At 38.9% G+C, this 19,529-nt stretch carries 18 protein-coding genes, 2 tRNA genes, 1 rRNA gene and 2 riboswitches; of the genes, 3 read left to right on the plus strand and 18 right to left on the minus strand.

Annotated elements, in window-relative coordinates:
* Positions 1-321 precede the first annotated feature (321 nt).
* From HNQ85_RS17040 to groES, 7 genes are all read right to left on the minus strand, one after another.
* Complete coding sequence (locus HNQ85_RS17040) at positions 322-1,647, minus strand: NCS2 family permease (protein ID WP_181538903.1); 1,326 nt, start codon at positions 1,645-1,647, stop codon at positions 322-324.
* Positions 1,648-1,799: 152 nt separating this feature from the next.
* Positions 1,800-1,901: riboswitch (purine riboswitch) on the minus strand.
* A 95-nt stretch (positions 1,902-1,996) separates the two neighbouring features.
* Positions 1,997-3,517: a glutamine-hydrolyzing GMP synthase gene (gene guaA / locus HNQ85_RS17045; RefSeq protein WP_246326906.1), complete on the minus strand. Its 1,521-nt coding sequence runs from the start codon at positions 3,515-3,517 to the stop codon at positions 1,997-1,999.
* A gap of 114 nt (positions 3,518-3,631) precedes the next feature.
* Positions 3,632-3,733, minus strand: a riboswitch (purine riboswitch).
* Positions 3,734-3,770: 37 nt separating this feature from the next.
* On the minus strand, positions 3,771-5,942 hold the full coding sequence (locus tag HNQ85_RS17050; protein WP_181538905.1) for a transglutaminase domain-containing protein: 2,172 nt from the start codon (positions 5,940-5,942) through the stop codon (positions 3,771-3,773).
* Positions 5,943-5,944: 2 nt separating this feature from the next.
* Positions 5,945-7,150 (minus strand): DUF58 domain-containing protein, encoded by a 1,206-nt coding sequence (locus tag HNQ85_RS17055; RefSeq protein WP_181538906.1) that lies wholly within the window; start codon positions 7,148-7,150, stop codon positions 5,945-5,947.
* Positions 7,151-7,161: 11 nt separating this feature from the next.
* On the minus strand, positions 7,162-8,112 hold the full coding sequence (locus HNQ85_RS17060; RefSeq protein WP_181538907.1) for an AAA family ATPase: 951 nt from the start codon (positions 8,110-8,112) through the stop codon (positions 7,162-7,164).
* 428 nt (positions 8,113-8,540) lie between these two features.
* Positions 8,541-10,163: a chaperonin GroEL gene (gene groL / locus HNQ85_RS17065; protein ID WP_181538908.1), complete on the minus strand. Its 1,623-nt coding sequence runs from the start codon at positions 10,161-10,163 to the stop codon at positions 8,541-8,543.
* A gap of 75 nt (positions 10,164-10,238) precedes the next feature.
* Entirely contained in the window at positions 10,239-10,523 is a 285-nt protein-coding gene (gene groES / locus HNQ85_RS17070; protein WP_111646474.1) for a co-chaperone GroES, read from the minus strand.
* 293 nt (positions 10,524-10,816) lie between these two features.
* Between groES and HNQ85_RS17075 the strand changes: the two genes are divergently transcribed.
* Both HNQ85_RS17075 and HNQ85_RS17080 read left to right on the plus strand, forming a co-directional pair.
* Positions 10,817-11,551, plus strand: coding sequence for a CPBP family intramembrane glutamic endopeptidase (locus HNQ85_RS17075; RefSeq protein WP_181538909.1), 735 nt, complete (start codon positions 10,817-10,819; stop codon positions 11,549-11,551).
* Positions 11,552-11,553: 2 nt separating this feature from the next.
* The gene (locus HNQ85_RS17080) at positions 11,554-11,751 is read left to right on the plus strand and encodes a YdiK family protein (RefSeq protein WP_181538910.1); all 198 of its coding nucleotides are present in this window, start codon (positions 11,554-11,556) and stop codon (positions 11,749-11,751) included.
* A 69-nt stretch (positions 11,752-11,820) separates the two neighbouring features.
* Here HNQ85_RS17080 and tatC read toward each other — a convergent pair whose 3' ends face one another.
* Genes tatC through moaC form a run of 4 tightly spaced genes read right to left on the minus strand, consistent with a single transcriptional unit; the run spans position 11,821 to position 13,933 of the window.
* The gene (gene tatC / locus HNQ85_RS17085; RefSeq protein ID WP_181538911.1) at positions 11,821-12,567 is read right to left on the minus strand and encodes a twin-arginine translocase subunit TatC; all 747 of its coding nucleotides are present in this window, start codon (positions 12,565-12,567) and stop codon (positions 11,821-11,823) included.
* 17 nt (positions 12,568-12,584) lie between these two features.
* Positions 12,585-12,746 (minus strand): twin-arginine translocase TatA/TatE family subunit, encoded by a 162-nt coding sequence (gene tatA, locus HNQ85_RS17090; protein ID WP_181538912.1) that lies wholly within the window; start codon positions 12,744-12,746, stop codon positions 12,585-12,587.
* Between the two features lie 21 nt (positions 12,747-12,767).
* Positions 12,768-13,406 (minus strand): redox-sensing transcriptional repressor Rex, encoded by a 639-nt coding sequence (locus HNQ85_RS17095; RefSeq protein WP_181538913.1) that lies wholly within the window; start codon positions 13,404-13,406, stop codon positions 12,768-12,770.
* Between the two features lie 35 nt (positions 13,407-13,441).
* Positions 13,442-13,933: a cyclic pyranopterin monophosphate synthase MoaC gene (gene moaC / locus HNQ85_RS17100; protein ID WP_181538914.1), complete on the minus strand. Its 492-nt coding sequence runs from the start codon at positions 13,931-13,933 to the stop codon at positions 13,442-13,444.
* A 131-nt stretch (positions 13,934-14,064) separates the two neighbouring features.
* Between moaC and HNQ85_RS17105 the strand changes: the two genes are divergently transcribed.
* Positions 14,065-15,993, plus strand: a complete 1,929-nt coding sequence (locus HNQ85_RS17105) for an ABC transporter ATP-binding protein (protein ID WP_181538915.1) — start codon at positions 14,065-14,067, stop codon at positions 15,991-15,993.
* Positions 15,994-16,432: 439 nt separating this feature from the next.
* Here HNQ85_RS17105 and tsaD read toward each other — a convergent pair whose 3' ends face one another.
* From tsaD to rrf, 7 genes are all read right to left on the minus strand, one after another.
* Positions 16,433-17,443 carry a tRNA (adenosine(37)-N6)-threonylcarbamoyltransferase complex transferase subunit TsaD gene (tsaD, locus tag HNQ85_RS17110; RefSeq protein ID WP_181538916.1) on the minus strand — a complete coding sequence of 337 codons (1,011 nt, stop codon included), beginning with the start codon at positions 17,441-17,443 and terminating at the stop codon, positions 16,433-16,435.
* Positions 17,440-17,886, minus strand: a complete 447-nt coding sequence (rimI, locus tag HNQ85_RS17115; RefSeq protein ID WP_220129295.1) for a ribosomal protein S18-alanine N-acetyltransferase — start codon at positions 17,884-17,886, stop codon at positions 17,440-17,442. The genes tsaD and rimI overlap by 4 nt, the downstream gene beginning before the upstream one ends.
* A gap of 13 nt (positions 17,887-17,899) precedes the next feature.
* Positions 17,900-18,592, minus strand: coding sequence for a tRNA (adenosine(37)-N6)-threonylcarbamoyltransferase complex dimerization subunit type 1 TsaB (gene tsaB / locus HNQ85_RS17120; protein ID WP_181538917.1), 693 nt, complete (start codon positions 18,590-18,592; stop codon positions 17,900-17,902).
* Positions 18,573-19,046, minus strand: a complete 474-nt coding sequence (tsaE, locus tag HNQ85_RS17125; RefSeq protein ID WP_181538918.1) for a tRNA (adenosine(37)-N6)-threonylcarbamoyltransferase complex ATPase subunit type 1 TsaE — start codon at positions 19,044-19,046, stop codon at positions 18,573-18,575. Before tsaE ends, tsaB begins: the two co-directional genes overlap by 20 nt.
* 196 nt (positions 19,047-19,242) lie before the next feature.
* Positions 19,243-19,318: transfer RNA gene (locus HNQ85_RS17130), tRNA-Asp, on the minus strand.
* Positions 19,319-19,338: 20 nt separating this feature from the next.
* A tRNA-Met gene (locus HNQ85_RS17135) sits at positions 19,339-19,415 on the minus strand.
* 19 nt (positions 19,416-19,434) lie between these two features.
* Positions 19,435-19,529: ribosomal RNA gene (rrf, locus tag HNQ85_RS17140) — 5S ribosomal RNA — on the minus strand; the annotation flags it as partial.

A 19,529-nucleotide genomic window follows, 5' to 3' on the forward strand; every position in this document is an offset into this window, starting at 1 on the left:
GTTCGTCCTGAGCCAGGATCAAACTCTCCAATAAAGTTATATACCTAGCAAATTGACGTGGACGCTTCGTTTTGTTCAGTTTTCAAAGAACATTTATTTTTTATTTTGTCGCCCAGAAGCGACTCTTATAATATAACATTTTAGTTCATAACTGTCAACATCTTTTTTGTTATTTTTTAATTCGTTAACAGTGTTCGTTAACAGCGACTTTTTCAATATAACACCTCGACAAAATAAAGTCAACATGAATCTATCATTTTTTTCACAAAAACACAAAGGCACTCTTTTCCATAAAAGAGCGCCTTTGTTCTCATCTCTATTCTATTCTCTTAAGAATACAAAATAAAGGATAAAAATTAAGAATAAAGCGTATAAAACCGGATGTACTTCTCTGCCGCGTCCTTTTAGAATCATTGTAATTGGATAAAAGATAAAGCCAACAGCGATTCCTGTTGCAATGCTGTAAGATAGCGGCATCGTAATGAGCGTAAAGAAAGCTGGAATGGCAATCTCGAATTTCTTCCAGTCGATTTCACCAATCGAAGATGCCATTAGTACTCCGACAATAATTAACGCTGGTGCCGTGACTGGAGCAGTAATGACACCTAACAATGGCGAGAAGAATAATGCTAATAAGAATAAAATACCTGTTACAACCGCTGAGAATCCGGAACGGCCACCTGCTGCAACACCTGCAGATGACTCAATATAAGATGTTGTTGTTGATGTACCGAACACAGCCCCCACCATGACGGCCGTTGCATCAACAAGTAATGCTTTTCCAGCTCTAGGTAATTTATTATTCTTCAATAACCCCGCTTGGTTAGCAACCGCAAGAAGTGTTCCTGTCGCATCAAAGAAGTCAACAATAAAGAATGTTAATACAACACCAAGCATTTTTAATGTAAAAATTTCATCAAGATGCTGAAGTGCTACACCAAATGTCGGAGAAATATCAGGGATTGCACCTACCACTTTTTCAGGCACTTTGATAAGGCCAAAAATCATTCCTGTAATAGCTGTAATAACCATTCCATAGAAAATACCGCCGTTTACTTTCTTAACCATTAAAATAACCGTTACAAATAAACCGAATAAGGCAAGAAGCGTGTTACCATTTTTAAAATCAGATAATCCGACTAATGTAGCTGAGTTATCAACAATGATTCCGGCATTTTGGAAACCGATAAACGTAATGAATAAACCAATGCCGGCTCCTATCGCATATTTTAAATCTACCGGAATCGCATCAATAATTTTCTCACGAATTCCTGTTAACGTTAAAAGCGTAAAGATAATACCAGAAACAAATACACCTGCTAACGCTGTTTGCCAAGGAATGCCCATCCCTAAGACAACGGTAAAAGCAAAAAATGCATTTAATCCCATTCCCGGAGCTAGTGCAATTGGGTATCTTGCTAAAATCCCCATAAGAATGGAACCGTAGGCTGCTGCAAGAGCGGTCGCGACAAACACAGCTCCTTGGTCAATTCGCAATTCATTAGGAAAATCTTTAACCGCCCCCAATGAGAGTGTGAACGGGTTAACAAATAAAATGTACGCCATTGATAAAAACGTTGTAATACCAGCGATGATCTCGGTACGATAGTTCGTGCCAAGTTCATCGAATTGAAAATATTTTCTCATTTCCTCTCCTGTCCTCCTACAAAATGTATTTAAAGATAAAACAAAAACGCTTCTAGAAAACTACCAGAAGCGCTGACTAAGAAGGCTAATGATGAACATTGGAGAGGATTATACAACTCCCCTTATTCATAAAAAGGGTATAATTATACTCTCCCCGCATCATTATACCTCGTAGTCAAGCTATTTACGGTAGCTTGGTAGAAACTCTCGAGCCATATTCCCGAGATTATACGACGTATTTTGACAATATTCGCTTTTCCCACTTAAATTTTATCAATTCGTTATCTATCAGTCAACAAAAAACGAACATTTTTTATAAAATGTCCGTTTTTTGTTCGTTTTTATTCGATTATTCCCATTCAATTGTTGCTGGCGGCTTGCTTGTAATGTCGTAAACAACACGGTTGACATGTGGAACTTCGTTTACAATACGGGTTGAAATGACTTCTAATACATCCCAAGGAATGCGCGCCCAATCCGCCGTCATACCGTCAATGGAAGTCACGGCACGAATGCCAACTGTATAATCATATGTGCGTGCATCTCCCATAACCCCTACACTGCGGATATCAGGAAGCACGGTGAAATATTGCCAAATTTCGCGGTCTAGTCCTGCTTTCTTAATTTCTTCACGCAAAATAGCATCCGATTCACGGACAATTTCTAACTTTTCTTCTGTTACCTCGCCAAGAACGCGAATACCTAACCCTGGCCCTGGGAAAGGTTGGCGCCAAACAATTTCATCTGGAATGCCTAATTCTGTGCCAAGCGCACGCACTTCATCTTTAAATAAAGTATTTAGCGGTTCAATTAGCTTAAATTTCATATCTTCAGGCAGACCGCCTACGTTATGATGCGATTTAATTGTCTGCGCTGTTGCTGTTCCACTCTCGATAATGTCTGTATACAATGTACCTTGCACTAAAAATTCAATGCCTTCCAATTTCGCTGCTTCGTCATCAAACACATAAATAAATTCATTACCGATGATTTTACGTTTTTGTTCAGGGTCAGTAACCCCTTTTAATTTGTTTAGGAAACGTTCTTTTGCATCAACTTTAATAACGTTCATATTAAATCCTTCACGAAACGTCTTCATGACGCTTTCTGCTTCACCTTTGCGAAGTAAGCCATGGTCAACAAAGATACATGTCAATTGGTCGCCGATTGCTCGATGCACAAGCACAGCCGCTACTGAAGAATCAACACCGCCGCTCAATGCGCAAAGCACTTTTTTATCGCCGACTAACTCCCGAATCTTGCGAATTTCGTTATCAATGAAACTTCCCATTGTCCAGTCGCCTTTGCACCCGCATACATCAAAAACAAAGTTCTTCAAAATATCGTTGCCATATACGGAGTGACGCACTTCTGGATGGAATTGTACCGCATAAAATTTTCGTGACTCATCACTCATCGCAGCAATCGGGCAAGACGGACTTGTTGCGTCAACAACAAATCCTTCTGGAGTAGCTGTTACTAAATCCCCATGGCTCATCCAAACCACTTGTTCACTTGGAAGACGATCAAATAGCTTGGACGAATTTTGTACAGTAATTGTCGCTTTTCCGTATTCACGATGTGTCGCTTTTTCCACTTTACCGCCTAAATGATGCGTCATTAACTGCATGCCATAGCAAATACCTAAAATCGGCAAACCTAGCTCAAAAAGCTTTTCATCACAAGTAAACGCATTTTCATCATATACGCTGTTAGGACCACCGGAAAAAACGATCCCTTTTGCATTCATCGCTTTAATTTCTTCCGCTGTAATTGTGTGTGGATGCAGTTCGCTATATACTCCGAACTCGCGAATACGACGAGTAATTAACTGATTATATTGGCTCCCAAAATCCAATACAACAATCATTTCTTGGTTTTGTTGCACGTTCATCACCTCAAAATGAAATTCACTTACTAAAAAAACAAAAAACTAGAATCATACCTTCACATATAAAGGCAGAATTCTAGTTTATACCACAAAAATAGAATCATCTGCCTTCATAGTCAGGCAATTTACGGTTGCCTGGTAGAAACTCTCGAACCATATTATCGAGGATATATGAAGGTATTAATTGTAATATTAAATTTTAGTCCATTCTATCAATTTTTTGTAAAAACGGTCAAGATACCGTCTTTTTGATTAAATTTTCCCACAATTCTTTTACTTTATCCCATTCTTTCTCTATCGGTGTTTTACGATAAATCGCTTTTTCGTATAAAAGAGTCAACCGGCTCATTTCATCGCTTGCAAACCATTCATCCACATATGCGGCATAATCGCGCAATGATTGTGCTTTTCTCCGTTTTAATCCGTAATCATCTAAATGTTTTAATAATGAAAGATACGCCTTGATAAAAGTTTGCTCGCTCCGGAAAATTTTAAACGATAAAATCGTGAGAAACGGCCACCATTTACGTCTCGCTTTATAAAGAACATAGACAGACGCAGCTAAACTTCCTAAAAATAGAACCATATTTTTCAATGATAAAGATGCAAAAAACGTTTTAATCGATTGCAACAAACCTGTAGACGGCGTTGATACTCTTTTCTTCTCTTCATTAAACAGTTTTCGTTGTTGTTCAGGCTGAACATTTTGCGGCATAGGAGTTGGTGCAGCTTGCAGTGACTGTTCTGTAAAACGATACGGATTCGTAAACCCTTTCGTCGGTTCAAATGGAACCCATCCAATCCCTTGAAAATACACTTCCACCCATGAATGGGCATTATTGTTTGTAATTTCATAAACATTCATTCCATTTTCTTCTGAATTTACTAATTGTCCTGAAGTGTATCCTTTTACCCAACGTGCAGGAATGCCGACAGAACGAAGCAAAACAGTCATTGAAGTGGAAAAGTTATCACAGTATCCTTTTTTTGTTTCAAACAAAAATTGATCTACATAGTCTTCTTGTTCACTCGGTACAGCTACCTCCTTCGTCTCGTAAAAATAGCCGTTAAAGCTAAAGTATTGTTCTATCGCCTTCACTTTATCGTATTGATTGCCCTTTCCCTTTGTAATTTGCTGTGCTAACTCTTTTACCCGTTCAGGAAGGTCGGAAGGCAGTTGTGTATAACGCTGTAAAAGTTCGCTATCCTGCACAACCGGAACCTGCCGCAACTTTTCAACAGAAAACGACGGATATTCATATGTCATTTCGTATTCACCTAATCGAACGACATGAGACTCCCGATCCGTTGCATATATTTTTTCGTTTGCTGCGTGAAGACGAAAGACAACACCACCAAACGCAATCAACGCTGTTAACCCTATCGGATACACTAGATGAGAATAAGGTCGCTTGAAAATGACTTTTGCGGTTAACGTTTCGTTGTCTACACTTTCTTCAAACCATTTCAGCACATCATTTTCTCGTTCAAATGTGCGAATTTCGACGCTCTCAGAAGCTTCCCAACCTTTTCCGGTATAAATATCCTTTGTTTCAACACGCCAATAATGGCGCTTCTTTGCTTCGGCATAAAACACAACGGTATCATCGGCAACAAACGGTCCTCCCAACCGTGAATCATTAGTGCCATAACCAATCTTTTTCACCACAGGCTCTTTTCCCTCTTCTTCCTCTTCTCCGCCACCCGTATAACTTTTAATAAACGGTACAGGATCTGGCCATTGCGGCTGAAGCTTTGGAGCAGTGTAGCCGATGAGCAGTGAAACAGAAGCGAAAAAAATGAATGGTTTCCACCATGTTCTGTTTGCTGATAACAACTTTTCTTTCTCTACCAATCTTTCATAATGGAGCCAGCTAAGCAATAAGAAACCACCAACAACAAGGCGCATGATCGCTCCCTTGCCTTGATACGCCGTAAATGTATCCAATACAGCAACATATCCAACTGTCATCGCATAAAAAAGAAACAATCTTTTTTCGACAAAAAGCCAGTAACGTAAAAGATAGACAGAAACCCAAAGCAATAGAAAAAACAGAAGGCTGCGGAAACTATCCATCATTTCTGCAAATTGAAGGTTCATAAGAAAATAAAAATTATGAACAACCGTATTCGTTAAATCGACAACCCAGTTTAAACTGAAAAATGGCTTTTGAAAAAATAACATATTTAACATATAGAAAATATAAATACTTTTTATCAACGCACCTAACCAAAAACGAACTCCTAAAAAAGACAGCCCTAAACAACCGGCAACAAAGACGGTAAACACATAAATATTTCCCGTATCAGAAACAGTTTTGAGAGGAACTAGCCACTCCCATAACAGCCAAAATGCTAATAAATTCAGAAAAAACACTTTGATTGTTCGTTGGGTTCCATTCACCGTTACTTCCCACCTTCAATTAATGCATTGGCAAAGTTGCGCTCTTCTATCATTTTGACAATGATCCCTTTTCGCTCGATTTGTTCCATCGCCACGATTTCTTCTTTAGAAATGTTCGTAGCTTTGTCTTTAATCATAAAAACAATCCCGCTAAAATTTTTCATTGCTAAATTCCCTAATGAAGCCGCTAGTTCCTTATCAATACTTGCCGTAATATAGCAAAATGAAAACGCTGCGTTCCAATACGCGATTTCTTTATGAATGATTCTCGCAAAAGACCATTCACTATCACATTGCACCTTCGCCAAATGATAAAAAAGTTCCTGAAGATGCGCCTCACCGTTTCTTGCAGGAAAAATGATGCGGTCCCGTCCAACCGATACAAGTCCCGTTTGCACTCCCCGCTTAATCATTGTGCGTACGAGGGAGGCAGTAAATGTAACCATTTCCTCAAAAAGTAACGAGGGAGTCCGATTAAGAAAAATAACAATATCTTCACTTTGTCTTTCTTCAAATTCCTTTGTCATCAGTTCATTTTTGCGCGCCGAAGCTTTCCAGTTAATCCAAGAAAAGCGGTCTCCCGGCTGATACTCCCTGATTCCGACCGCCATTGTCGTATCACGGCGAAGCTGAATGTGCGAAGCAGCTACTCCTTGTTCAAACCGCTGTTCTACTTTGCGATACCTCATCTCTACATAACGCGGATAGACTAAAATGGAATTTTCCACTTGAAAAGTTGTTTCTTTTTCGATTAGGCCAAAAAAATCCGTTATTTTGATCCGAACCGTTGAAAATCGATGTTCTCCTCGGGGAATATGCTCCAATATATATTCATAAGAGAAATCGGTTTTGAACAAGGGAGACAAAAATATCTTAGAAGGTTTTGTTTGTTGGCATTTTTGCAGCGACTTTGGCAGCTTGTCTTCAATCACTAAATACATAATAGGAAAGAAAAAACGCGCCCGTATCTTTAAGATCGCTACTAATTTTTCACTAACATGAAATTGCTCTTGATTGAACTGACGTTGAACATCAAAGGCGTGGATTGGATAAAACGCAATACTAAGAGAATATAGAGCAAATGGAAGAAAACTATAGAATAAAAACCAACTGACAAAACCACCTTGAAACATGGCATACGAAAATAAAACAACGATTAAAAACACGAGAAGAATCACTTTGCCGATTAGATGAATCATCTTTTTCATCGCATCATCCACTACCTTTGAATCGGAACCGATGTCCGTTCTAGTATGCCTGCCACTACATCTTCAGCTGTTACTCCATCAAATTTTGCCTCTGATTTCAAAATAATGCGGTGCGAAAGAACATAAGGAGCTAAAAACTGAACATCATCAGGAATGACAAAATCGCGGTCATGAACAAAAGCGTACGCTTGTGCCGCCTTCATCAAAGCAATTGAGCCACGTGGGCTGACTCCTAAATAAACGGAAGAAAATGTACGACTTCGCTGGACAATCTCGACAATATATCGCTTAATTGTATCATCGACATATACGTCCTTTACCTTTTGTTGCAATACGTTCAACTCCTCAACCGTAATAACTGGCTGCAGCTCTTGAATCGGCGGTATTTTTTTCGCTCTGCTTAATATCTCTATTTCTTCCAAAATCGCTGGATACCCCATTCGCATTTTCAGCAAAAAGCGGTCGAGCTGCGCTTCCGGCAACGGATATGTTCCCTCATATTCAATCGGATTTTGCGTCGCCATTACAAAAAACGGTCGTGGTAAAGGTCGAGTTGTTCCATCAATTGTAATATTCCCTTCCTCCATTGCTTCCAATAGCGCCGACTGCGTTTTAGGAGAAGTACGGTTAATTTCATCCGCTAAAATAATGTTGCCCATAATCGGCCCCGGCTTATATTCAAACTGCATGTTCTTTGGATTATAAATAGAAACTCCTGTTACATCGCTTGGAAGTAAATCAGGAGTAAATTGAATTCGCTTAAAATTCGCGCTCACCGATCTTGCTAAGGCACGGACAAGCATTGTTTTTCCTACTCCAGGAACATCCTCCAATAATACATGTCCTTCCGCTAATAAAGCGACAACACTCAACGTTGCGATATCCCGTTTTCCGATAATGACTTTTTCGATATTTTCAATCACTTGAGCAATGATCGGTCGCAATTTTTCATGCTTCTCCATTCTTTAAGGCTCCTTTATCAGTTTATTGGCAAACTATTTATCTATTCGATAAATACGCTGAAAAACCTTTCAGAAAAATGAATGAAATCATTGCAAACAAAGTGAAGTTTCCCCTCACTTTTCATCAATAAGCTTGCTACTTCTCTTAAGACAAAAATTAGGATAAGAGTTAAAAGTAAGCTTTTTCATTTATTCCATATAAGTTGTTTTTAACAAAATATTACAAGTTTGTTTATAATACTTAGCGGCATGACCCTAAAGTTTAATAAATAGGGGTGATAAACAGATTTAATTTTTTAGCGTAAAAATAAAAAATCCCCTTGCTAAAAAGCAAAAAGGAAATGATAGAATACCCCTCTTTTCACGATCAAAATAAAAAAGGAACACCGGGAAATCCCGGTGTTCCTAGGTTATGAGGGGGATGATTATTACATCATTCCGCCCATGTCAGGCATTCCCGCACCTGCGCCGCCTTTGTTTTCTTCTGGCTTGTCAGCAACAACTGCTTCAGTTGTTAAGAACATAGCGGCAACAGATGCTGCGTTTTGAAGCGCAGAACGAGTTACTTTTGTAGGGTCAACGATACCAGCTTCAATCATGTCAACCCATTCACCAGTAGCAGCGTTGAAGCCGATGCCTGGTTTTTCGTTCTTTAAGCGCTCAACGATAACAGAGCCTTCTAAACCAGCGTTGTAAGCGATTTGACGAACTGGCTCTTCCATAGCGCGAAGAACGATTTTCACACCAGTCGCTTCGTCGCCTTCAGCTTGGATTTCAGCAACTTTGTTGTATACGTTTAATAATGCAGTACCACCGCCTGCTACGATACCTTCTTCAACTGCTGCACGTGTAGCGTTAAGAGCGTCTTCAATGCGTAATTTGCGCTCTTTTAATTCAGTTTCAGTAGCAGCACCAACTTTGATTACTGCTACGCCGCCTGCTAATTTCGCTAAGCGCTCTTGCAATTTTTCACGATCGAATTCAGAAGTAGTTTCTTCTAATTGAGCGCGGATTTGGTTGATGCGAGCTTTGATGCGATCAGAATCGCCAGCACCTTCAACGATTGTTGTATGTTCTTTTGTAACAACAACTTTAGAAGCGCGACCAAGTGATGCGATTGTTGTAGATTTTAAGTCGCGACCTAATTCTTCAGTGATAACTTCACCGCCAGTTAAAATAGCGATGTCTTCTAACATTGCTTTACGACGATCACCAAAGCCAGGAGCTTTAACAGCTACAGCTGTGAATGTACCGCGAAGTTTGTTTACTACTAATGTAGCAAGCGCTTCGCCTTCAACGTCTTCAGCGATGATTAATAATGGTTTGCCTTGTTGAACAACTTGTTCTAATACAGGTAAGATTTCTTGAATGCTTGAAATCTTCTTGTCAGTGATTAAGATATATGGATTTTCTAATACTGCTTCCATTTTTTCAGTATCAGTAATCATGTATGGAGAAGCATAACCACGGTCAAATTGCATACCTTCTACTACATCTAACTCAGTAGTGAAGCCTTTAGATTCTTCTAAAGTGATAACACCGTCTTTACCTACGCGCTCCATTGCTTCTGCGATTAATTTACCTACTTCTTCGTCAGCAGCAGAAATCGCAGCAACTTGAGCGATAGACTCTTTACCTTCGATTGGTTTAGAGATTGCTTTTAATTCTTCTACCGCAACAGCTACTGCTTTTTCGATACCTTTGCGGATACCCATTGGGTTCGCACCAGCTGTTACGTTCTTTAAGCCTTCACGGATCATCGCTTGAGCTAATACAGTTGCAGTAGTCGTACCGTCACCAGCAACGTCGTTTGTTTTGCTTGCTACTTCAGCAACAAGCTTCGCACCCATGTTTTCAAATGGATCTTCTAATTCGATTTCTTTTGCGATTGTTACACCGTCGTTAGTGATTAATGGGGAACCGAATTTTTTCTCTAATACAACGTTACGACCTTTTGGACCTAACGTAACTTTTACAGCGTCAGCTAATTTGTCAACACCGCGTAACATCGCGCGACGAGCTTCTTCGCTGAACTTAATTTCCTTTGCCATGAACCATTACCTCCTCAAAAATGTAATGATTAAGTATTTTTTGTTTATCTATGTTATAAAAGCCGTATCAAACGATTAACCGATAACAGCTAAGATGTCGCTTTCACGCAAGATTAAGTATTCTTTACCTTCGTATTTCACTTCAGTACCAGCATATTTTGAGAAGATGATGCGATCGCCTACAGCTACTTCTGGAGCTACACGCTCACCGCTGTCAAGTACACGACCTGTACCAACAGCTACTACTTTTCCTTCTTGAGGTTTTTCTTTCGCAGTGTCTGGTAATACGATACCACTTGCAGTTTTTTCTTCTGTTTGGATTAGCTCAATTACAACGCGATCACCTAATGGCTTTAACACTCAAAACGACCTCCTCAAAAATGGTTTAGTTAATTTTGGTCATTTATTAGCACTCGTCTAAATCGAGTGCTAACACACTTATAATATTAATGAACTTCTCTTTTTTTTGCAAGTAGGAAATTAAAAAAAATTGAATAATTTAACAACAAAAAAAGGGTTACACCCTTTTAAATTATGTCACACTCTTACAAATATAAACATGAATTTTAATCATTTTATCATTATTTTTTAAATCTGTGCTAAAATACGATAAGCATAACCTTTCTATCTCTCATTGTAAAGGAGAATGAATGTTGAAACGGCAATATTGGTATGTTATTGTAGCATATGTTTTAATGCAATTATCAGGTTTGGCGGGAGTTCCTTTATTGTTATATTTAGGAATCGGAGCGAACGCGCAAAACAAAATAATTGCTTCTTCTATCGCTTCCGGTTACTGGGCTGTGATTAGTTTCTCTGTCACCTTCTTTATTATCCTTTTTCTATTAAGAGACGACATAAAACATCGGCACGATCGCGATCAAGCCTCTGCACCTGTTGCGTTCATGTGGGCAATCGGCGGCTTCTTTTTAGCTTTATTTGCTCAAGCGATTGCAGCAAATATCGAGTTTCGTTTCTTTGGCGTTGAAATGGGGTCGGAAAACACAAGAAGAATCGTGGAAATTATTAAACTTACTCCTCTTCTTGTTATCGTCACTTCCATTATTGGACCTATTTTAGAAGAGATTATTTTCCGAAAAATCATCTTCGGTTCGCTTTATAAAAAATATAATTTTTTCATTGCCGCCATTATTAGCTCATTGCTGTTTGCCGTTGTCCACATGGAATTTGAGCATTTATTGTTATATTCAGCAATGGGATTGACATTTGCCTTTCTTTATATAAAAACAAAACGAATTTTAGTACCGATTTTTGCTCATGTAGCAATGAATACATTTGTTGTAGTAATGCAAACCGTTTTTGCCGACGATATTGAAAAAATGATGAAACAGGCAGAAAAAATGCAATTCATTTTTGGAGGCTTTTAGAAATGAGAACTTCTCCACTAAATATGGCGCTTTTCTATTTCCTTATGGGTTCTTTATTTACTTACTTGGCAATTGAAAATGCTCATGAAACGATATGGAAATTTTCAACAGTCATTTTAATGATTGTCGCGACTTTAGATTTCGGTGTTGCTTTGCGCATGTTTGCGCTGCATTTTAAAATAAAAAAGTTAAATAAATAACTTACGCCTAAAAAATATTCTTCCAAACCCGATTGTAAAATAGCGAAACGAAAACAAAAACCTCCCGCATTATGGGAGGTTTTCTTCTTGCTGAGCTGCTAAGAGAGCTTTACGATACGATATTTTCGAAATCCATATGCTTATCTCATACAGCAAGCAGAGTGGTACCGTCACGATAATTTGTGACATTACATCAGGCGGGGTAATAAAAGCAGCAATAATCAATAGCACAAAATAAGCATATTTACGAATCTTACTTAACAGCATCGGGGTAATCAACCCTAAACGCGTCAAAAACATAATGATGACAGGCAGTTGAAATAAAAGCCCAAAAGGTAAAATTAATTGCAGCATAAACTGAAAATATTCGTTAATTCCAATGACTTGATGAATGCCGAGGCGCCCTGCTAAACTTTGCATAAAGTCAACAACGAACGGAAATAGCACGAAATAAGCAAAAGCTACGCCTCCTAAAAATAATCCAACAGATAGCGGAATATAGCTAAGTGTTACTTTCCGCTCCTTTTCATACAATCCCGGACTGACAAATGCCCAAAGCTGATACAAAAACACCGGCGACGTAAGAATAACCGCAATAATAAAAGCAAATTGCATATAAATCTTAATTGGGTCTGTCAGACGGAAAGCGTTCATTGTTAACTCCTTCGCTTCATCCGCCCTTTGTAAATAAAGAATAATCGGCTCGACTAAAAAGAAACTAACTACTAATGCAACGATAAAAAATACAGCAACAATAATGAGTCGCTTTCGAAGTTCTCCTAAATGTTCGTACACTGACATTTCTTTATCATTCATACAAACTCATCCTACCATTACTTAGCATCTTTCTTGTTAGTGTCATCTTCCTCGTCAGCTAAGCCCTTTGTAGCATCTTTAAACTCCCGCAACGATTGACCAAGCGATCGGCCTAGCTCTGGTAATTTTTTTGAACCAAACAATAATACAACAGCAAGCAATATTAATAAATATTTCATTGTTTTCCTAGCTCCTTTATATCATTCTGCTGGATAATGCTTTAGAAAATACACTAATGATTGTAGTTCAACAGCCAAGTCAATATGATGAACACGAATATGTTCCGGAACATTTAAACGGGCTGGAGTAAAATTTAAAATTCCTTTTACTCCTTGTTTGACAAGCCGGTCAGTAATCGGCTGAGCCACATGAGCAGGAACCGTTAAAATCGCAACAGGAATATCTTTATTCAAATGCTGCTCCAGTTCATCAAGATGATAAACAGGCACACCGCCGACTTTGAGTCCTACTTTTGCTTCATCCACATCAAACGCCATTACAATCTTTGTATTGTTATTTTTCATGAAATTATAATTTAAAAACGCCGTTCCTAAGTTCCCTACGCCAACTAAAGCAACTTCCGTAATTTCATCTTGGTCCAGTGTTTTTCTAAAAAAGGATAACAAATAATTCACATTATAACCATACCCTTTTTTCCCGAGCGCACCGAAATAGGAGAAATCGCGACGAATCGTCGCCGAATCCACTTTCACCGCTTCGCTTAACTCAGCCGAGGATACTCGCTGTTTCCCCGAAGCATGTAAATTTTTTAAAAAACGATAATATAACGGTAAGCGTTTGGCGGTAGCCTGTGGAATTTTTACTTGTTCATGATTCACAAAAACCCCTCCAACATCCCTTTGAACAATGCGGTTTAAATCTCAGCTTGTCTTTGATAAGCACCGGACTTTCCTCCAGTTTTTTCAATAAGATACGTTGGGCCTATGACAATGCCTTTATCCATCGCTTTGCACATATCGTAAACAGTTAGAGCGCACACCGAAGCTGCCGTTAGCGCTTCCATTTCTACACCTGTGCTCCCTTTCGTTTTTACTCTAACTGTAATGAGTAATTCATACTTATCATTTTCAATATTCCAAGCAAAGTGGATATCAACACCTTTTAACATTAAAGGGTGGCACATCGGAATAATGTCTGCAGTTTTTTTCGCAGCCATAATACCAGCCACTTGTGCAACGGCAAGAACGTCTCCTTTAGCAACTGTTCGATTTGTTATATGTTCGTATATATGCTTATTTAATATTACGCTTGTCCTTGCAACCGCTGTTCTTGTCGTTTCCGATTTTTCTGTAATATCGACCATTTTCGCATGGCCTTGTTCATTAAAATGAGTAAAAGACGACAATTTCAATCTCCCCTATTTATAAAATATACACGATTTTTGCTAATCTGTCTTTTTCTGTTCGAAAGTTACCATTGTTGCCCTGTTAAGATAACTTGCGCTACACTATTATTGGCGAACAAGAGGTGAAAACAATGATTATTTTACAAATCAACCAACTTTCCAAATATTTTGGTGATGACCTTATTTTATCGAATATAAAACTGGAAATACAGTCAAAAGATCGTGTTGCCCTAGTTGGTAGAAATGGAGCAGGAAAATCGACATTATTAAAAATTATTGCCGGCCACATGTCCTACGACAGCGGTGAGATTATCAAACCGAAAGATGTTACAATTGGATATCTAGCTCAAGACACTGGATTTCACTCAAATTTAACCATCTGGGAAGAGATGATGACCGTATTCACCCCACTAAAACAAATGGAAAATGAGCTCCGCAAGTTAGAATTGCAAATGGGGGACCCTGATGTCATCGCTGATCGTAAACGGTATGAGAAACTTTTAAAAGATTATGATACACTGCAAGAGCAATTTAAAAATGAGGGCGGTTATCAATACGAGGCAGATATTCGCTCGGTATTGCACGGCTTAAATTTTGCTGATTACGACTGGACGAATACGCCTATTACTTCACTTAGCGGAGGCCAGCGAACACGTCTTGCACTTGGAAAACTATTATTAACAAAACCTGACTTACTTATTTTAGACGAACCGACAAACCATTTAGATATTGAAACATTGACATGGCTTGAACAATATTTACAAAACTATCCCGGAGCCATCTTAGTCGTTTCACACGACCGCTATTTTTTAGATAAGATTGTTACCGAAGTATATGAACTATCGAGAACATCCATCAAAAAATATACTGGTAACTACAGCAGCTACCTGCAGCAAAAAGCAGAAAACTATGAACGGGAATTAAAGCTTTACGAAAAACAACAAGAAGAAGTCGCAAAGCTAAAAGATTTTATTCAACGAAATATCGCGCGCGCTTCGACAACAAAACGCGCCCAAAGCCGCCGCAAACAACTGGAGAAAATGCAACTGATGGACAAGCCTGCTGGAGACGAAAAATCTGCTTCATTTTCTTTTGAGATTGAACGGCAAAGCGGAAACGAAGTATTAACGGCTGAACAAGTCTCTATAGGCTACCGAGAAGGAGAGCCAATTGTTCAAAATATTCATTTTCGAATTACTAGAGGCGAAAGCATCGCATTAGTAGGACCAAATGGAATTGGAAAATCGACGCTATTAAAGGCCATCATCAAAAAATTACCGCTTCAAAGCGGCGAGTTCCGCTATGGCTCAAATGTGAAAATTGGCTACTATGATCAAGAGCAGGCAAATTTGTCATCTAATAAACGAGTACTTGACGAGCTATGGGACGAATACCCTTTAAAAAGTGAAAAAGAAATTCGAACGGTCTTAGGTAACTTTTTATTCTCTGGAGATGAGGTGTTAAAGCCTGTATCAGCACTAAGCGGCGGAGAAAAAGCACGATTGGCATTAGCAAAATTAATGATGGAAAAAGCGAATTTCTTAATTTTAGATGAACCGACGAATCATTTAGACTTAGATAGTAAAGAAGTTCTTGAAAATGCTTTAATCGATTACCCTGGAACAATTCTTTTTGTTTCACACGACCGTTACTTTATCAACCGTATTGCCACAAAAGTATACGAATTATCAACAGACGGCATTACCGAATACTTAGGAGACTATGACTATTATGTAGCGAAAAAGGCAGAAATGCTGGAACTTGAACGCTTAGCTTCAGAAGAGAACAAAATAGAAAAAACCCATACAGCAACAGCAAAACTAAGTTATGAACAAGAAAAAGAAGCGAAAAAATTAGAAAGGCAGCGAAAGCGAAGAATTGAGGAAATTGAAACTGAAATCGCAAAGATGGAAGACCTGATTGCCCAAAAAGAAGAACTGTTGTGCGATCCAGAAATATACCAAGACCACGAGAAAGTACAGCAATTAACATCAGAAGTGGAAACAATGAAAGAAAGATTAGAAACGTTAATGGAAGAATGGGAATCGTTGCATATATAGTACATTACAATAATAATTTTCGTTAAAAAGGCATAGCATTTATTCCGCTATGCCTTTTTACATCAATAATTATCCACATCTTTTCGCACATAAAATAACCTTTAAAATAAAGTTATTCACGATTTTTTCCACATTATCCACAAAAAATAATTAAGATATACACAGATTTCTGTTGATAAATAAACATTGATTCTAACAGTTAAATTGGTTTTTTCCACATTATTAACAACCTGTTGATAAATCTATTCACAATGAACTATTTTTTTAGAAAAAGAAAAATCCCCTTGACATTTAAGGGGATTTTTGCTTTATCCCGTTCTAATCGCCCGTAAGACTCCCGTCTCTACAGATAGGAGATAACGGACGCTAGAAGAGCGATAAGTTCAACTAATATCAGTGGGAGATATGAAGAAAGCCCCCTCTGAGAAGTTTCACTTTATTATTCTAATTCTAAGCTTGGGTTTCCATTAAGCGCCATCGTGGCAAATTTCCCTTTTTCAAATAAAACTGTACCTGCTGCAGCAATCATGGCAGCATTATCTGTGCAAAGGGAAAGAGGCGGAATCACAAGTTCAACATCTTTCAGCTTCGCGAACTGTTTTTCAAGTTCTGTTCTTAATCCTTTATTTGCCGCTACCCCGCCTGCTAAAAGCACTTGACGTACTCCATATGCTTTCGCCGCTTTGACCGTTTTTGTTACTAACACCTCAACGACACTTGCTTGAAAGCTTGCCGCCATATCTTTTGGATCGATTGTTTCACCACGTTGATTGGCATTATGTAATGTGTTAATGACGGCCGATTTCAACCCGCTAAAGCTAAAATCATATGAGTCCTCTTCAAGCCACGCACGCGGCAAATCAATCGTTGGCTTTCCTTCATGGGCTAAACGATCAATATGTGGTCCACCTGGATACGGAAGATTTAACGCTCTTGCCACTTTATCATAAGCTTCTCCGGCAGCGTCATCCCTCGTCTCACCGATTACCTCAAATATCCCATGCTCTTTCATATAAACTAGCTCAGTATGCCCGCCAGACACAACAAGGGAGAGTAAAGGAAATTTCATTTCTGTCACTAGACGATTAGCATAAATATGTCCCGCAATATGATGTACGCCAACCAATGGTAACTGATGGGCAAATGCTAATGCTTTTGCCGCATTAACACCAATAAGCAACGCTCCTACTAATCCTGGTCCTTCGGTAACCGCAATCGCATCAAGCTCCGCAAAAGAGATATTTGCCTGGCGCATCGCCTCTTCCAATACAAGTGTAATTTGTTCAACGTGATGGCGGGAAGCAATTTCCGGCACCACCCCGCCAAAACGCTTATGACTTTCAATTTGCGAGGCTACTACATTTGAAATTACCTCTCTGCCGTTTTTTACAACTGCTGCTGCTGTTTCATCGCAGCTCGTTTCAATACCAAGTATATATATATCCTTCATCTTAAATTCACCCACATTACAAGCGCATCTTCTTGATTATCCGTATAATACTGTTTGCGAATCCCACCGTTAAGAAAACCGAGTTTGCGATACAAAGACTGAGCGACATGATTAGAAACGCGAACCTCTAATGTCATTGTTTTTGCGCCTAATTCTTTAGCTGTCTCCATCGCTTTTCTCATCAATGCTTCTCCTAATTTTTTTCCTCGAAACTCTGGCAACACGGCCACATTGGTGATATGTGCCTCATCAATTACTAACCACATCCCGCAATAGCCAATCACTTGACCATTCCATTCCATAACAATATAGTTAGAATAATTATTATGAACTAACTCATTGTAAAACGATTCTCTGCTCCAAGGAATTGTAAAAGAAGCATGTTCAATTTTTAATACATCGTCAATATCATCGAGTGTCATTTGACGAAATGTAATCTCCATGCATATCCCCACTTTATTTTTGCTGTTGCTCAAGCCATTTCGCTTCCGCTTCAGCCAAACGTATATAATTAGGCACAAAAGAATGAACGTTCTCCCGCTCTTTTTTCAAGCCGAGTAAAGCCAATTCACTTGGACGCGGCAATTGGAGAGACGGAGGAGCAAATACAGCTAACTCTCTAAGTTCCTCTGTTAAAATTTCCTTATGTAACTCATAGTCGCTTCCAATAAATAATACTTTTTCATTTTTCTCTTTTAATTTACGTGCCCAATCCTTCGACAGCAAAATTTGATCCTGTTCGACTGCTTCAAGAAGTTCTTCATGATACTTATATAACCCGGTATAAATTTGTCCTCTTCTTGCATCAAACAATGGTGAAATCAATCCGTCAAAATATTTAGCATTAGCAGCCAGCACTTCAAGACTGGAAACACCTACAAGCGGAATGTTTAATGCCCACGCTAGCGTTTTCGCAATCGTTACCCCGATTCTCACACCTGTATAAGAACCAGGCCCCTTAGCCACAACAATTAAATCGAGCTCTTTTGGAGAAACGTCACATTCGGCAAGTAACGACTGAACCGCCGGCATAACTCGAACAGAATGATTTTTCTTTAAATTGGTAATCATTTCTCCTTTTACAATCTCATCTTCCACTAAAGCAATGCCCATGACAAAATTGGATGTATCAATTGCTAATACTTTCATTGCCGATAATCTCCTTACATAACTCTTCATATCGTTTACCGATTGGCTCAAGTACGATTTTACGTTCTGATTCACTATGGTGGTAAATATGAATGTTTAGCAACTCCGGTGGAAGCTGTTCTTGTATTAAATGAGCCCATTCTACTACAGTTACTCCATCACCGTCAAAATATTCATCGAATCCTAAATCCTCAAATGTATCCTCAAGTCGATATACATCCATATGATAAAGAGGTAATCTTCCTTTATATTCTTTAATAATGGTAAAAGTAGGGCTGTTTACATTGCGTTCAATTCCTAAACCTTTTGCTAATCCTTTTGTAAATGTCGTTTTTCCTGCACCTAAATCTCCTTCTAGTGTTATTACATCTTTTTGCTGCAGCTTTTCAGCTAATTTAGCTGCAAAATCCATTGTTTCTTTAGAAGAATGGCTAATGATTTCATATCGTCTCATTTTAAGTCACCTGACTGTTCATTGATTTGCTAAACAAGAGAGCACTTTTTATTATAAAAAAGTCCTTAGGAAAGAATATCCTAAGGATGCAAACGGTACATATATTAGTTTATCGTAAAAGGGGAAATTAAGCAAAAACAAAAAAGACATAAAAAAACACGAAACAACAATGTTTCGCCTCAACACTGTTCATAAATGGCGGTCCCGACGGGACTCGAACCCGCGATCTCCTGCGTGACAGGCAGGCATGTTAACCACTACACTACGGGACCACTACATTATGTATTTTGATTGGTTGCGGGGGCAGGATTTGAACCTGCGACCTTCGGGTTATGAGCCCGACGAGCTACCAGGCTGCTCCACCCCGCGATAATTAAGAATATATATAGCCTGGCAACGTCCTACTCTCGCAGGGGCGCTGGCCCCAACTACCATCGGCGCTGGAGAGCTTAACTTCCGTGTTCGGGATGGGAACGGGTGTGA

The organism is [Anoxybacillus] calidus (assembly GCF_013760845.1).
Lineage (GTDB): Bacteria > Bacillota > Bacilli > Bacillales > Anoxybacillaceae > Paranoxybacillus > Paranoxybacillus calidus.

Coding starts and splice junctions, on each gene's coding strand:
- HNQ85_RS17040 (WP_181538903.1), bottom strand. CDS start 1,647: ATGAGAAAATATTTTCAATTCGATGAACTTGGCACGAACTATCGTACC.
- guaA (WP_246326906.1), bottom strand. CDS start 3,517: ATGATTGTTGTATTGGATTTTGGGAGCCAATATAATCAGTTAATTACT.
- HNQ85_RS17055 (WP_181538906.1), bottom strand. CDS start 7,150: ATGAAAAAGATGATTCATCTAATCGGCAAAGTGATTCTTCTCGTGTTT.
- HNQ85_RS17060 (WP_181538907.1), bottom strand. CDS start 8,112: ATGGAGAAGCATGAAAAATTGCGACCGATCATTGCTCAAGTGATTGAA.
- groL (WP_181538908.1), bottom strand. CDS start 10,163: ATGGCAAAGGAAATTAAGTTCAGCGAAGAAGCTCGTCGCGCGATGTTA.
- HNQ85_RS17080 (WP_181538910.1), top strand. CDS start 11,554: ATGAGAACTTCTCCACTAAATATGGCGCTTTTCTATTTCCTTATGGGT.
- tatC (WP_181538911.1), bottom strand. CDS start 12,567: ATGAATGATAAAGAAATGTCAGTGTACGAACATTTAGGAGAACTTCGA.
- tatA (WP_181538912.1), bottom strand. CDS start 12,746: ATGAAATATTTATTAATATTGCTTGCTGTTGTATTATTGTTTGGTTCA.
- HNQ85_RS17105 (WP_181538915.1), top strand. CDS start 14,065: ATGATTATTTTACAAATCAACCAACTTTCCAAATATTTTGGTGATGAC.
- tsaD (WP_181538916.1), bottom strand. CDS start 17,443: ATGAAGGATATATATATACTTGGTATTGAAACGAGCTGCGATGAAACA.
- rimI (WP_220129295.1), bottom strand. CDS start 17,886: ATGGAGATTACATTTCGTCAAATGACACTCGATGATATTGACGATGTA.
- tsaB (WP_181538917.1), bottom strand. CDS start 18,592: ATGAAAGTATTAGCAATTGATACATCCAATTTTGTCATGGGCATTGCT.
- tsaE (WP_181538918.1), bottom strand. CDS start 19,046: ATGAGACGATATGAAATCATTAGCCATTCTTCTAAAGAAACAATGGAT.